Raw genomic sequence first — 13,598 nt, 5'->3', positions numbered from 1 at the left:
CCTGCGCTAGGCTGGGCACCTGAGAAGGACAGCCCGCATGAAGATCCCCGCAATGACCTGGCATGCCGTCTTCCCGAAGCACCGCCCATGAAGCTGCTCGCCCTGACCTACGGCACCGAAGGCGACACCCGCCCGCTGGTGATGCTCTGCCATGGATTGATCGCCGCGGGCCATGAGGTGCTGCTGCTGGCCGAGCGCGGCACGCTGGGCAGCGCGCGCGAGCTGGGCGTCCCGCATGCCGCGCTGGAGGGCGACATCCATGACGAGGTGGTGGCGCTGGTCTCGCGCGGTAACGCCCGTCTCGCCGCCTCGCGGGGTCTGGCGCGGATGGCGCAACGGCACGTGCCCGGCTGGATGCGTCAGGCCGATGCCGCTGCCGCCGGATGCGATGCCGTGCTGACCGGCGGGCTGGCCGCTTTCGTCGGCCTGACCGTGGCCGAGCACCACGGGCTGCCGGTGATCGGCACCGGGATGATCCCACTGACCCCGACCGCCGGCTTCCCCTCCCCGTTCCTGCCCCGGCTGCGCCTGCCGGGGGTGCTCAACCGGCTCAGCTACACCCTGGTCAACCACGCGGTGTGGCGTACCTTCCGCCGCCCGATCAACGCGGCCCGCAAGGCACTGGGGATGCCGAGGCGCGCCTCCCCCTGGCGGGATCTGCCGATGCTGTACGGCATCTCGCCCAGCCTGCTTCCCCCGCCGCCGGACTGGCCGGACAACCACAAGATCTGCGGCCAGTGGCGCGCGCCCGAGCGGGGCTGGCAGCCGCCGCCGGATCTGCAGGCCTTCCTGGACGCCGGCCCCGCCCCGGTCTACCTCGGCTTCGGCAGCATGACCGGCTTTGATCGCGACCAGGTGCTACCCGCGCTGCTGGCGGCCTTGGCGCCGCGGCGGGTGCTGCTGTTCCCCGGCTGGGCCGGGCTGCCCAGTGCTCCCCTGCCGCCCAACGTGTTCGTGATCGGGCCGACCCCGCACGAGGCGTTGTTCCCGCGCTGCGCGCTGATCATCCATCACGGCGGCAGCGGCACCACGCATTCGGCCTGCCGGGCCGGTGTGCCCTCGCTGGTGATGCCGTTCGCCGCCGACCAGTTCTTCTGGGCAGATCGGCTGCACCAGCTGGGCGTGGCACCGGCAGCACTGTCGCCGAAGCGGTTGGACGCCGCCCGGCTGGCCAGTGCCATTGCCGTTGCCGAGCGGGCCGACACGCGCTCGCGTGCCGTCGCGCTTGGCCGGGCGATGACGGTCGAAGATGGCGTGGCCGTTGGCGTCGCGGCGATCGAGGCATATCTGTCACCTCGATGACCGCGGCCATGGTGGGCACGGCGGTTGCCGTGCCGCCTGCGGGTTTACCCGACCAACGGTCGGGTGCTACCCAACGACCCGGTGCTACCCCGTGACCGGTACGGCGGCGTCCTTGCGATGCAGCCACCGATACAGCACCGGCAACACCAACAACGTCAGCAACGTCGACGAGACGATGCCGCCGATCACCACGGTCGCCAGCGGACGCTGCACCTCCGAGCCGGCACCGACGTTGAAGGCCATCGGCACGAAGCCCAGCGAGGCCACCAGCGCGGTCATCAGCACCGGGCGCAGCCGGCCCAGAGCACCGTCGCGCACCGCCTGCGGCAACGGCATGCCGTGCTCGCGCAGGCTGCGCACGAAGCTGATCATCACCAGACCGTTGAGCACCGCCACACCGGACAGCGCGATGAAGCCCACGCCGGCCGAGATCGACAGCGGAATGCCCCGCAGGGCCAGCGCGAGCACGCCGCCGGTGAGCGCCAGTGGCACGCCACTGAACACGATGGCCGCATCCTTGACCGAGCCGAACGCCCAGAACAGCAGTGCGAAAATGATCGCCAGCGTCACCGGCACCACGATCGACAGGCGCTGGCTGGCCGAGATCAGCTGCTCGAAGCTGCCGCCGTACTCGATCCAGTAGCCGTTGGGCACCTGCACATCGCGCCCGATCGCCTGCTGCAGCTCGCCGACGAACCCGCCGAGGTCGCGGTCGCGCACGTTGGCGGTGACCACGATCCGGCGCTTGCCGTTCTCACGGTTGATCTGGTTCGGCCCTTCGCTGTTGCTCAAGGTCGCCAGCTCACGCAACGGCACCGTGCGTGCACTGCCACTGGTCCAGCTGCCTGCTCTGCTGGATTCATCGGCCGCATCCGCAAGCGCGGGTTCCAGCGACACCGGCAGGTCCGCCAGTGCGGCCGGATCCTGGCGCAGTGCTTCAGGCAGGCGCACCACGATGTCGAAACGACGGTCGCCTTCGAACAACTGCCCTGCCACCTGGCCGCCCACCGCGGTGGCCACGGTGGACTGCACCTGCCCTGGATTCAACCCATAACCGGCCAACGCGGTGCGATTCGGCGTGACGGTCAGCAGCGGCAGGCCGCTGGTTTCCTCCACCCGCACGTCGGCCGCGCCCGGCACCGTGCCGGCCACCGCCGCGATCCGCTTGCCGACCGACAGCAGCGTGTCCAGATCGTCGCCGAACAGCATCACCGCCACGTCGGCACGCACGCCGGAGATCAACTCGTTGGTGCGCATCTGGATCGGCTGGGTGAACTCGTAGTTGTTGCCGGGGAGCTGCTCGACCGCCTCCTCCAGCTCGGCCAGCAGTGCCGCACGCGATTTGCGTGGATCCGGCCAGGCCTTGCGCGGTTTCATCATGATGAAGGTATCAGCGACCGATGGCGGCATCGGGTCGGAGGCGACCTCCGGCGTGCCGATCTTGGAGAACACCTTGTCCACCTCGGCGAACTGCACCAGCCGGTTCTCGATCTGCTTCTGCATCTCGATGGACTGGGTCAGGCTGGTCCCGGGGATGCGCATGGCGTGCATGGCGACATCGCCTTCGTCCAGGTTCGGCACGAACTCACTGCCCAGCCGCGTGGCCAGCAGTCCACAACCGATCACCAGCACCAGCGCACCGGCGACCATCCAGCGGCCGCGCCGCAGGGCAAAGGCCAGCATCGGTTCATAGCGCCGGCGCACCCAGGCCATCAGGCGGTTTTCCTTCTCCTGCACGCGGCCGCCGAGGAACAGCGCGATCGCGGCGGGTACGAAGGTCAGTGCCAGCACCATCGCACCGGTCAGGGCCAGCACCACGGTGATCGCCATCGGGTGGAACATTTTTCCTTCCACGCCGGTGAGCGCGAAGATCGGCAGGTACACCGCGGTGATGATGCCCAGCCCGAACAGGCTCGGGCGGATCACCTCGGCGGTGGCGCTGGCGGTTTCGCCGAAACGTTCATCGCGGGTCATGTCGCGGCCGAGCGCGTGCTGGCGTTCGCCGAAGCGGCGCAGGCAGTTCTCGATGATGATCACCGCCCCATCGACGATCAGGCCGAAATCCAGCGCCCCCAGGCTCATCAGGTTGGCCGAGACGCCGCCACGGGCCATGCCGGTCAGCGTGAACAGCATCGCCAGCGGAATCACCGCGGCCGTGATCAACGCCGCGCGGAAATTGCCGAGCAGCAGGAACAGCACCACGATCACCAGCAAGGCGCCTTCGATCAGGTTCTTGGCGACCGTTGCGATGGTGCGGTCGACCAGCGCGGTGCGGTCGTAGCTGGCGGTGACGGTGACGCCCTCCGGCAGGCTGGCCTGCGCCTGCTGCAGACGCGCCGCCGCGGCCTGGGCGACGTCGCGGCTGTTGGCCCCGATCAGCATCACTACGGTGCCCATCACCACTTCATGGCCGTTCTGGGTGGCCGCACCACTGCGCAGCTCCGGTCCGTCCTGCACCTGGGCGACGTCGTGCACGTGGATCGGCACGCCTTCGCGGCGGGCCAGCACGATGTTGCCGATTTCCTCCAGGTTGGCGACCTGGCCGGGAATGCGCACCAGGAACTGCTGGCCGTTGCGTTCGATGTAGCCGGCGCCGACGTTCTGGTTGTTGGTCTCCACCGCCTGCGCCACGTCCTCCAACGTGAAGCCCAGCGCGCGCAGCCGCGCCGGATCCGGGGTGATGTGCACCTGGCGCTGGAAGCCACCGATGGTGTTGACCTCGGTCACGCCGGGCACGTTGCGCAGCTGCGGCCGGATCACCCAGTCCTGCAGGGTGCGCAGGTCGGTGGCGGTGTACGCCGTGCCATCGGCCTTGCGTGCCTTGGGATCGGCATCGATGGTGTACATGAAGATCTCGCCGAGGCCGGTCGAGATCGGTCCCAGCTGCGGATCCAGGCCGTCGGGAATCTGCGATTTGACCTGCTGCAGGCGTTCGGCGACCTGCTGGCGGGCGAAGTAGATGTCGGTGCCGTCCTTGAAGACCACGGTCACCTGCGAGAGCCCGTAGCGCGACAGCGAGCGTGCCTGCTCCATCGCCGGCAGGCCGGCCATCACCGTCTCCACCGGGTAGGTGATGCGCTGTTCGGTTTCCAGCGGCGAGTAGCCGGGGGCCGCGGTATTGATCTGCACCTGGACGTTGGTGATGTCCGGGGTGGCGTCGATTGGGAGCTGGGTGAAACTCCAGCTGCCGATGACGATCAGCACCAACGTCAGGGCCATCATCAACCAGCGATGGGCGATGGCGGCGCGGATGATGCGCTCAAGCATGGTGGCGCCCTCCGGATGCGGGGCGCGGCAGCACGTCAATGTTCATGCGATGCCCCTGCCTTGCCGATGTCGGCCTTGACCACGTAGCTCTGCTCGACCACGACGTCTTCGCCGACGGTCAGGCCGCTGAGTACTTCGACCCTGCCCGCATCGCGCGCACCCAGGGTCACCGCACGCGCGGTGTAGGTATCTCCTTCGCGCACGAACACCACGTCCTTGCCATCCATCGTCTGCAACGCGCTCAGCGGCACCACCTGTGCGGCCGGCGTGGTGGCCACCACGATGCGCGCCTTGACCGCGGCACCGGGCCGCCATTGGCCGTCATCGTTGCGCAGCGTGGCGCGGGCGACCGTGCTCTGGCTGGCGGTGGCGGTGCCGGGCAGCACGCGTTCCAGCGTGGTGGCCTGGCTCACGCCGTCGGTCATGCGTGACACAGTGACCGGCACGCCGGCGGTGATGTGCTGGGTGTCGTTGCCGAAGATATGCAGGTCCACCCACAGCGTGGACAGATCGCCGACCTCGAACAACGGCGTGCCCTCGCCCGCCACTCCACCCACCTGCGCTTGGCGCGCGAGCACCACGCCACCGATCGGTGCGGTCACGGTGTAGGTGGTCAGGCTCAGGTTGCTCTCGATGCTGGCCAGCACCTGACCGGCGCGCACGCGGTCGCCGACATTGGCGCGTAGCGAACGGATCGGACCGGGGAAGCGCGCCATCACCTGCGCGACGCGGCCATCGACCGGGGTCAGCAGGCCCTGCACGTCGTGCTCGTCGGCAATGGTGCCGGCGACGACAGGTGCCACGCGGATGCCCGCCTGCTCGGCCATGGCCGCGGTGATGGTGGTGCTTTCCGGTGCATCGTGATCGTCATGATCATCGTCATGCCCGGCCTCGCCATGGCCGGCGTCCGTCGCGGCCGCCTCGGCCGGCGCCGCAGCGGGGTCACTGCTGCCGCAGCCGGTGAGCGCCATCAGCGCGATCAACAGGCTGGCGGCCAGCGCGGTACGGGTCTGGAAAAGGGTCATCGGCGGTCCTCCGTGGACACGGTGTCGGTTGCGGCGACCATGCTCTGGCCGGTCAGGCGCTGGAGTTCGATCAGGGCGGTCTGTGCAGCGATGGCCGCCTCACGCTGGCGCTGGCGTGCGTCGATCCGCATCGCCTGCAGCTGCGCCCATTCCATGTAACTGATCGCGCCGGCACGCCAGGCCTTCTCGGCAGCGTTCTCGGCACGCTGCAGCTGCGGCAGCACGTCGCGCGCCATGCGGGTGACTTCCAGCCGCGAGGTCAGGTAGCGGCCGTGCGCTTCGGCGAGGGTGGCGTACAGCTGCAGCGCGCGCGCGTCGCGCTCCACGCTGTTGAGTGCCAGTTCGGCCTCGGCCGCGCGGATCTCCGGGTCGGCACGGCGCACGCTGCCCAGCGGCAGGCTGAAACCGGCCACCAGGGAGGTGTCGCGGGTATCGCGGCTGTTGCGCACGCCCACCTGCCAGCTGACATCGGGCCGTGCCTGGGTGCGGGCCAGCTGCACCTGCGCTTCGCGGATGCGGCGCTCACCGGCCAGCACCGCCAGTTCCGGGGTGCGCTGCAGTTCCTCGGCGAGCACGGCGAAGTCCTGCAGCGCGGGCAGCTGCATCGGATCGCCGGTGACCACGTCGAAACCGGGCTCGCGCTGGCGCCACAACGCCGACAGCGACGCACGTGCGGACTGATCCATCTGCTGGGCGCGATCGCGGTCCAGTTCGGCCTGGGCCAACATCGCCTGCGCGGTCAGCAGCACCGATTCGGGCGAGGCGCCGGCCTGCAGGCGCAGCCGCGCGGCGGCGACGGCGCGCCTGCGCTGCTCGATATCGGTCTCGGCAATGCGCAGCTGCTGGCGCGCGTCGGTCACTGCCAGGTAGCGGCGGGCGACCTCGGCCATCAGGTCCAGGCGCGCGGTTTCGCGCTGCGGGGCCAGGCTGTCCAGGTTGGCCTGGGCCACGGCGCGGCGGGCATCCAGCTTGCCACCGCGTTCCAGCACGCCGGCCAGGGTGACGGTGACTTCGGCGGCATCGAAGCCGCGGGTATCACCGCTGCCGAGTGCGTTCTCCAGCTCCACGCCCACGGTCAAAGGGGGCGACAGGCCGGCCGCGTCACGGCGGGCTTCCCACACCGGGCGCTGGGCCTGCGCCAGGCGCAGATCGGGGTGGTACTGGGCGACGCGCGCGATGGCGTCGTCGAGGGTCAACGGTGCAGCAGGTGTCGTGCCCTGTGCGTACACGCACGGCACGAACGCAATGGCAGCCAAGGCTGCCAGACGCATCCACATGGGAGTCTCCAGAAAGCGATCAGAGGGCAAACGGCGGCGCGCGGCCGCAGGGCATCAGATCGCTATCGGAGGACGCAGCAGGTTCTCGGGCGGTTGGGTGCGCAGTTGCGCGATCAACCCGGCAGGGACCCCATGGCTGGGGGCCGCCGGCAGACTCCAGGCCATCGCGGCCATCGGCAGCACGCCGCCATGGCCATGGCAGTGGCCGCAATGCACCAGGGCATGCAGCCAGTCTTCGTTGCCGTCGTCGTCGCTGGATGCAGCGCCGGCCGTGTCATCGGCCGTGCCGTGCAGCTCGCTGCTGTCTGCGTGCACGGTCAGGTGGATATCTGCCAGGGCCGAGGCCAGCGAGCTGCCGAACACGCCCACACCGACCACCACCAGCATCAGCAGGCGGAGCAGCAGGGACGGACGCGGGCGGGCACGACGGAACATGGCCCGCAGGGTAGCCGGGCGTGAAGCCGTTACACAATCGCAGCCCGGCCGCTTGGTTCACGTTGGCCGGGGCCGGCACGATGGCCGGCCCCGCGCACCTCAGCTGGCGGCGGCCTTGCGCTGGGCGATGAAGGCCTGGATCTGCGCCTCCAGCACCGGCAGCGGCACCGAGCCCTGGCTGAGCACGGCGTCGTGGAAGGCCTTGACGTCGAAGCGGTCGCCCAGCTCCTGCTCGGCCTGCGCGCGCAGGCGCACGATCGCGATCTCACCGAGCTTGTAGCTCAGCGCCTGACCCGGCCAGGAAATGTAGCGATCCACTTCGGTGGTCACTTCGTGCTCGCTCAGCGCGGTGTGGTCGCGCAGGTAGGACAGCGCCTGCTCGCGGGTCCAGCCCTTGTGGTGCACGCCGGTATCGATCACCAGGCGCGCGGCGCGCCACATCTCGTAGGTGAGGCGGCCGAAATCCTCGTACGGCGTTTCGTAGATGCCCATCTCCACGCCGAGCTTCTCGCAGTACAGGCCCCAGCCTTCGCCATAGGCGGAGATGTAGTTGTTGCGGCGGAACGCGGGCTGCTCGCCCTGCTCTGCCGCCAGCGCGCCCTGCAGGGCATGGCCCGGATCGGACTCATGCAGGGTCAGCGCCGGCAGGTTGTACAGCGGCCGCGCCGGCAGGTTGTAGGTGTTGAGCCAGTAGGTGCCCATGCCGCCGCGGCCGGCGGTCCAGAACGGGGCGATGTCCGGCGGCACCGGCACGATGGTGAAGCGCGCGCGCGGCAGCGTCATGTACTTGCCGATCACGCCATCCACGCGCTTGGAGATCCACGCAGCACGATGCAGCAGCTCATCCGGGGTCTTGGCGTAGAACTGCGGATCGGTACGCAGGAAGGTCAGGAACTCGGCGAAGCTGCCCTTGAACTCGACCTGCTGGATGATGCCGTTCATCTCGGCCTGGATACGCGCGAGTTCCTTCAGCCCGATCTCGTGGATCTGCTGCGGGGTCAGGTCCAGCGTGGTGTATTCGTGAATCTGCTGCTTGTAGTACGCCTTGCCGCCCGGCATCGCCTCGGCGGCCAGGGTGGTGCGCGCCTGCGGCACGTACTCGCTGACGAAGAAGGTGCGCAGCTTGGCGAACGCCGGCACCACGCTGCCGCCGATGGCCTGGCGGGCCTGTTCCTGCAGCTGTGCCTGCTCGGCGGCCGGGATGCTGGCCGGCAGCTTCTTGAACGGGGCGTACAGCGGCGACTGGGTCGGGTCCTTCAGTTCGGACACGGTGGCGATGGACACCTCGCGGCCATCGAGCACCGCACGCGGCACGCTGAAACCGCGCTTGAGGCCGGCACGCATGTTCTCGGTCTGCTGCTCGAAGTAGCGCGGCACATCGTTCAGGCGTGCGATGTAGTTGCGGTAGTCCTGCGCGGTCTTCATCTCGCGCCGGGCCATGAAGGACAGGTTGGACCAGAACGAGGAGTCCGCGTTGAACGGCATTTCGTAGGCGCGCAGGCGCACCTCGGCAGCCAGGTTGAACACCTGGTCGCGGTAGATCGCGTAGTTGATGCGGTTCTCGGCCGAGAGCGCCTGGGTGTCGAGCTTGTCCAGCTGGGCCAGGACGTCGTCCCAGACCTTCAACCGGCCCTGCTGCGCGGCGGCGCCGACATCGGGCATGCGGGTGGCATTGGCCGGGCCGTCACCGTCTTCGCTGGCTTCACCGCCGCCGGCTTCGCGCCAGGCCCATTCCTTCTCGTAGATCGCGCGGAACTGCGCATCGGCAGGGCTTTCAGTGGCCAGGCTGGCCGGGGCGGCAGCCGGGGCAGCCGGAGGAGCAGCCAGGGCAGCGCCGGCGGGAAGGGCCAGGGCGAGCAGCAGCGCAGCAACGAGCGGTGATTTCACGGTCAAGGGTTCCCGAGGGACGGCAAACCCCGATCATGGCACCAAGCCGGCGGGCGGTGCATGGATCAAAGGTCCTGCCCGACCCTAGTGCGTCGCCTTGTCCCGCTTCCAACCACGGTGCGCGATATCCAGCTTCAGGCTGTACAACGCGGTGAAGGCCGGGAACAGATTCTGCAGCACGCCCACCGAGTCCTGCTTGGCCGAGAACAGGAAGTAGCTCAGCGTCATCAGGCTGCCGACCACGCTCATGTACCAGAACAGGCGCGGGATCACCGGCTTGCCGGCGCGGCGCGAGGCCACGAACTGGACCAGCCAGCGGCCGCCGAACATCAGCGCGCCGGTGTAGCCGATCAGCTTCCAGCCGGTCACATGCAGGCCGGTCCAGTACAGCCAGGTGAGCGGCTGATCGAGCCAGTGCAGTTCCATCAGCGTTCTTCCACGACGGTGCGCTTGCTGCGCGTGATCAGCCAGGCCACCCCGCGCAGATCACGGATGCCGACCAGGGCACGGCCGAGGTTGTTGTACTTGGAGACCCCGGCGGTGCGGTGCCGGTGATTGACCGGCACGCTGGTGGTCTTCCAGCCGGCCCGCTGCATCAGCGCCGGCAGGTAGCGGTGCATGTGGTCGAAGTACGGCAACTCCAGGAACGCAGCGCGCTCGAACAGCTTGATGCCGCAGCCGGTATCGGGGGTATCGTCGCGCAGCATGCGCGCGCGGATCGCGTTGGCCCACTTGCTGGCCCAGCGCTTGCTACCCGAATCCTGGCGATTCACCCGCCACCCGGCGAACAGTTTGACCTCGGTGGCGGCCGCGGCACGGGCCGCAAGCAGCTTGGGGATGTCGGCCGGGTCGTTCTGGCCGTCACCATCCAGGGTGGCGATCCACGGCGCGCGCGCGTGCTTGACGCCGTTGCGTACCGCGGTGCTCTGCCCGCTCTGGGTGACGTGGTGCAGCACCCGCAGCTCCGGCGTGGTGGCCTTCAGGGCCTGCAGCACCGCCAGGGTGTCGTCGCGCGAGTGGTCGTCGATATAGACGATTTCAAAATCGACCTGCCCGCGCAGTGCGGTGGTGATCTCGTGGATCAGGGGCGTGACGTTGTCGCGTTCATTGAAGACCGGGACGACGACCGACAACTGGGGTTGGCTCATGGTCGGGCTCTGCGAATGGCCAGGATCGAAAAAGAGCGCGCATTTTCCGCACCCGAGGTTATCCGAAGATGAATCGGCGCGTGTGTGTCAGGCGTGATCGCCGAAATACTCGCGGCACCAGGCCACCACCGGCGGCAGACCGCGCTCGATCGGCATCGCCGGTTCATAGCCGAAAGCGTCATGCGCACGCGTGGTATCGGCCATGGTGCGGACCATGTCGCCGGGCTGCATCGGCTTGTAGACCTTCTGCGCCGGGCGTCCGGCCGCCGCCTCGATGACGCCGATGAAGTGCTCCAGCTCGATCGGCGTGTGGTTGCCGAGGTTGAACACCCGGTGCGGCACCGTTTCGCTGGACGGATGCGCCAGCGCGCCGAGGATGCCATCCACGATGTCGGAGACATGTGTGAAGTCGCGCTGCATTTTTCCGTCGTTGAACACGTCGATCGGCCGCCCGGCCAGGACCGCGCGCGAGAACAGCAGCGGTGCCATGTCCGGGCGGCCCCACGGGCCGTACACGGTGAAGAAGCGCAGGCCGGTGGCGTGCAGGCCATACAGCTGGGCATAGGTGTAGGCCATCAGCTCGTTGGCGGCCTTGGTCGCGGCGTACAGCGAGCGCGGCTTGTCGATGCGCTGGTCTTCGGAAAACGGCGGGGTCGCCGAATCGCCGTACACCGAGCTGCTCGAGGCGTACACCAGATGGGCCACGCCGCGATGGCGGCACAGTTCCAGCATGTTGACGAAGCCGGTCAGGTTGCTGTCGACGTAGGCATGCGGGTTTTCCAGCGAATAGCGCACGCCGGCCTGTGCGGCCAGGTGGATGACGCGGGTCGGCTGGACCTCGTCGAACAGCGCGGCCAGGCCGTCGCGGTCGGTCAGGTCGAGCACGCGGATGTCCGCCTCCGGGCACAGCGCAGCCACGCGATCGTGCTTGATCTGCGGATCGTAGTAATCGTTGTAGTTGTCCAGGCCGACGACGCGCTCACCGCGCTCAAGCAGGGCCTTGCAGGTGTTGGCGCCGATGAAACCGGCGGCGCCGGTCACGAGAATCGTCATGGGGTCTGTCCGTCATGCAGCCACGTATCAATACAGTGTTTTGCCGGGACGCACGCGTGGCGATCCGCGCATCCCGGTGGCCCGCCTCACCAGAGGCTGAGCGGCGCTTCCTTGGCCAGGGTGGCCTTGCGTTCCTTGCTGAAATCCCACCACGGCCGCGGCGCCTCGCCCTGCATGAAACGCAGCACCGACAGAAATACATCGATCACACAGGGGTCGTGCATCACCCCGGTGCGCAGACACAGCTGCGCGTACATGTCGTAGGCATCGCGACCGCGCAGATGTGCTGGCACGCGGATGCCGATCAGACGGAGATCTTTCTCACAGGCCGGCCCGACATTCGGCAGGTCGGTCAGACGCAACAGATGGTTGCGGTCGACCTTGGTGGGGTTCATTGGTTGGGGGAAATCCTCTGACGCCTGCGGGGGACTCAGCCCTTCTGTGCGCGAAGTCGGTCGAGCACGCCATCCAGCGTGTCCAGGTCGGTGTAATGGATGATCAGCTTGCCCTTGCCGCCACGGCCATGGGCGATCGCCACGCGGGCGCCCAGCGACTCGGACAACTCGGTTTCCAGCGAAGCGATATCGGCCTGCGGCGCGGCGGCGGTGGGCTTCTTGCGCAGCGCGCCGGGCACTTTGCCAGCAGCGAACTGCTGCGCGCGGTGTTCCACTTCGCGCACCGACCAGCCCTGGTCGGCCGCTTCCTGGGCCAGCTTGCTGGCCAGTTCCGGTGCCAGGGTGAGCAGCGCGCGGGCATGGCCCATTTCCAGCCGGCGGGTTTCCAGCAGCAGGCGGATCGCGATCGGCAGCTCCAGCAGGCGCAGCAGGTTGGACACCGCCGCGCGCGAGCGGCCGACGGCCTGGGCGGCTTCGGCATGGGTGAGGGCGAACTCGCTGATCAGCCGCTGCAGCGCTTCGGCTTCTTCGAGCGGATTGAGGTCTTCGCGCTGGATGTTCTCGATCAGCGCCATCGCGATGACGGTGCGGTCTTCCAGCTCGCGCACCACCACCGGTACTTCATCCAGACCGGCCAGCTGCGACGCGCGCCAACGGCGTTCGCCGGCCACGATCTCGAAGCTGTCCGCGCCAAGCTGGCGGACCAGGATCGGCTGGATCACGCCCTGCGCCTTGATCGACTCGGCCAGCTCGGCAAGCTTGGTCTCGTCCATGTCGCGGCGCGGCTGGTACTTGCCCGGCTGCAGATGACCGACCGGCAGCTTGCGCAGGCGTTCACCCGGCAGCGGTTCGACCACGGCCGCCGCCTGCACCTGTGTCACCGCCCCCTTGGGCCCCAACAGCGCGTCGAGGCCACGGCCGAGGCCGCGTTTCTTGCCGAGGGCAGGCTTGGTGCTCATCAGGCGGTCTCCATGGCCTTGTCGGCCTTCTTGCGTTGGTTGTTGCGACGGATGATCTCGCCGGCCAGGCCGAGATAGGCAACGCCACCGCGCGAGGCACGGTCGTACCCGACGATGCTCTGGCCATGGCTGGGCGCCTCGGCCAGGCGCACGTTGCGCGGCACGATGGTGCGGAACACCTGCTCGCCGAAGTGCTCGGTCAGCTCGGCCGACACGGCGTTGGCCAGGTTGTTGCGCACATCGAACATGGTCCGCAGCACCCCCTCGATCTCCAGCGCGGGATTGAGGTTGGCACGCAGCGCTTCGATGGTTTCCACCAGCGCGCTCAGGCCTTCCAGCGCGTAGTACTCGCACTGCATCGGCACGATCACCGAATCGGCGGCGGCCAGCGCGTTGAGCGTCAGCAGCGACAGCGCCGGCGGGCAGTCGATCAGGATGTAGTCGTATTCGTCACGGATCGGGGCCAGCGCGCGCTTGAGGCGCTGCTCGCGCTCGCTCTGGTCCATCAGCTGGATCTCGGCGGCGGTCAGGTCGATGTTGCCCGGGAGCAGGTCGAAACCTTCCGGCGTCTTGACCCGGACCTCGGCCGCGGTGCTTTCGCCCAGCAGCAGGTCACAGGTGGAGGCGGCGACTTCGCGCTTGTCCACGCCGCTGCCCATGGTCGCATTGCCTTGGGAATCGAGGTCGACAAGAAGCACGCGCTTGGGTGCAGCAGCCAGGGAGGCGGCCAGATTGACGGCGGTCGTGGTCTTGCCGACGCCACCTTTCTGGTTGGCGATGGCGATGATGCGGGCCATGCGGGTGAGCCTCATCGGCAGGGAGTGGGACTGGTCATTATGCGTATATGGGG

At 68.4% G+C, this 13,598-nt stretch carries 12 protein-coding genes; 1 reads left to right on the top strand and 11 read right to left on the bottom strand.

Annotated features, from left to right (window positions below):
- The first annotated feature begins 87 nt into the window (after nucleotides 1–87).
- On the top strand, nucleotides 88–1,302 hold the full coding sequence (locus ACW6W5_RS00240) for a glycosyltransferase (RefSeq protein WP_152152074.1): 1,215 nt from the start codon (nucleotides 88–90) through the stop codon (nucleotides 1,300–1,302).
- Between the two features lie 84 nt (nucleotides 1,303–1,386).
- Here the strand turns inward: ACW6W5_RS00240 and ACW6W5_RS00235 are convergent, their stop codons facing one another.
- From ACW6W5_RS00235 to ACW6W5_RS00185, 11 genes are all read right to left on the bottom strand, one after another.
- Nucleotides 1,387–4,569 carry an efflux RND transporter permease subunit gene (locus ACW6W5_RS00235; RefSeq protein ID WP_152152072.1) on the bottom strand — a complete coding sequence of 1,061 codons (3,183 nt, stop codon included), beginning with the start codon at nucleotides 4,567–4,569 and terminating at the stop codon, nucleotides 1,387–1,389.
- 35 nt (nucleotides 4,570–4,604) lie between these two features.
- Nucleotides 4,605–5,594: an efflux RND transporter periplasmic adaptor subunit gene (locus tag ACW6W5_RS00230; protein WP_121040943.1), complete on the bottom strand. Its 990-nt coding sequence runs from the start codon at nucleotides 5,592–5,594 to the stop codon at nucleotides 4,605–4,607.
- On the bottom strand, nucleotides 5,591–6,871 hold the full coding sequence (locus ACW6W5_RS00225) for a TolC family protein (RefSeq protein ID WP_121040945.1): 1,281 nt from the start codon (nucleotides 6,869–6,871) through the stop codon (nucleotides 5,591–5,593). The genes ACW6W5_RS00230 and ACW6W5_RS00225 overlap by 4 nt, the downstream gene beginning before the upstream one ends.
- A 54-nt stretch (nucleotides 6,872–6,925) precedes the next feature.
- Entirely contained in the window at nucleotides 6,926–7,306 is a 381-nt protein-coding gene (locus ACW6W5_RS00220) for a DUF2946 family protein (RefSeq protein ID WP_121040947.1), read from the bottom strand.
- A gap of 99 nt (nucleotides 7,307–7,405) precedes the next feature.
- The gene (locus ACW6W5_RS00215) at nucleotides 7,406–9,193 is read right to left on the bottom strand and encodes a DUF885 domain-containing protein (RefSeq protein WP_152152070.1); all 1,788 of its coding nucleotides are present in this window, start codon (nucleotides 9,191–9,193) and stop codon (nucleotides 7,406–7,408) included.
- Between the two features lie 84 nt (nucleotides 9,194–9,277).
- Entirely contained in the window at nucleotides 9,278–9,619 is a 342-nt protein-coding gene (locus ACW6W5_RS00210; protein WP_121040949.1) for a lipid-A-disaccharide synthase N-terminal domain-containing protein, read from the bottom strand.
- Nucleotides 9,619–10,341: a glycosyltransferase family 2 protein gene (locus tag ACW6W5_RS00205; RefSeq protein ID WP_152152068.1), complete on the bottom strand. Its 723-nt coding sequence runs from the start codon at nucleotides 10,339–10,341 to the stop codon at nucleotides 9,619–9,621. The genes ACW6W5_RS00210 and ACW6W5_RS00205 overlap by 1 nt, the downstream gene beginning before the upstream one ends.
- A gap of 87 nt (nucleotides 10,342–10,428) precedes the next feature.
- A complete protein-coding gene (locus ACW6W5_RS00200) occupies nucleotides 10,429–11,394 on the bottom strand; it encodes an SDR family NAD(P)-dependent oxidoreductase (protein WP_152152067.1) in 966 nt (321 codons plus the stop codon).
- A gap of 86 nt (nucleotides 11,395–11,480) precedes the next feature.
- Nucleotides 11,481–11,789 carry a helix-hairpin-helix domain-containing protein gene (locus ACW6W5_RS00195; RefSeq protein ID WP_019185615.1) on the bottom strand — a complete coding sequence of 103 codons (309 nt, stop codon included), beginning with the start codon at nucleotides 11,787–11,789 and terminating at the stop codon, nucleotides 11,481–11,483.
- A gap of 35 nt (nucleotides 11,790–11,824) precedes the next feature.
- Nucleotides 11,825–12,748 (bottom strand): ParB/RepB/Spo0J family partition protein, encoded by a 924-nt coding sequence (locus ACW6W5_RS00190; RefSeq protein WP_121040956.1) that lies wholly within the window; start codon nucleotides 12,746–12,748, stop codon nucleotides 11,825–11,827.
- The gene (locus ACW6W5_RS00185; protein ID WP_019185613.1) at nucleotides 12,748–13,545 is read right to left on the bottom strand and encodes a ParA family protein; all 798 of its coding nucleotides are present in this window, start codon (nucleotides 13,543–13,545) and stop codon (nucleotides 12,748–12,750) included. The genes ACW6W5_RS00190 and ACW6W5_RS00185 overlap by 1 nt, the downstream gene beginning before the upstream one ends.
- Nucleotides 13,546–13,598 lie beyond the last annotated feature (53 nt).

This window comes from Stenotrophomonas sp. IS26 (assembly GCF_054188265.1).
This window is presented reverse-complemented; position numbering and strand designations above follow the sequence as displayed.

Bases quoted from the DNA above. Each gene is read 5' to 3' on its own strand.
- ACW6W5_RS00225 (WP_121040945.1), bottom strand. From the start codon at position 6,871: ATGTGGATGCGTCTGGCAGCCTTGGCTGCCATTGCGTTCGTGCCGTGC.
- ACW6W5_RS00200 (WP_152152067.1), bottom strand. From the start codon at position 11,394: ATGACGATTCTCGTGACCGGCGCCGCCGGTTTCATCGGCGCCAACACC.
- ACW6W5_RS00235 (WP_152152072.1), bottom strand. From the start codon at position 4,569: ATGCTTGAGCGCATCATCCGCGCCGCCATCGCCCATCGCTGGTTGATG.
- ACW6W5_RS00185 (WP_019185613.1), bottom strand. From the start codon at position 13,545: ATGGCCCGCATCATCGCCATCGCCAACCAGAAAGGTGGCGTCGGCAAG.
- ACW6W5_RS00230 (WP_121040943.1), bottom strand. From the start codon at position 5,594: ATGACCCTTTTCCAGACCCGTACCGCGCTGGCCGCCAGCCTGTTGATC.
- ACW6W5_RS00220 (WP_121040947.1), bottom strand. From the start codon at position 7,306: ATGTTCCGTCGTGCCCGCCCGCGTCCGTCCCTGCTGCTCCGCCTGCTG.
- ACW6W5_RS00195 (WP_019185615.1), bottom strand. From the start codon at position 11,789: ATGAACCCCACCAAGGTCGACCGCAACCATCTGTTGCGTCTGACCGAC.
- ACW6W5_RS00210 (WP_121040949.1), bottom strand. From the start codon at position 9,619: ATGGAACTGCACTGGCTCGATCAGCCGCTCACCTGGCTGTACTGGACC.
- ACW6W5_RS00190 (WP_121040956.1), bottom strand. From the start codon at position 12,748: ATGAGCACCAAGCCTGCCCTCGGCAAGAAACGCGGCCTCGGCCGTGGC.
- ACW6W5_RS00205 (WP_152152068.1), bottom strand. From the start codon at position 10,341: ATGAGCCAACCCCAGTTGTCGGTCGTCGTCCCGGTCTTCAATGAACGC.
- ACW6W5_RS00240 (WP_152152074.1), top strand. From the start codon at position 88: ATGAAGCTGCTCGCCCTGACCTACGGCACCGAAGGCGACACCCGCCCG.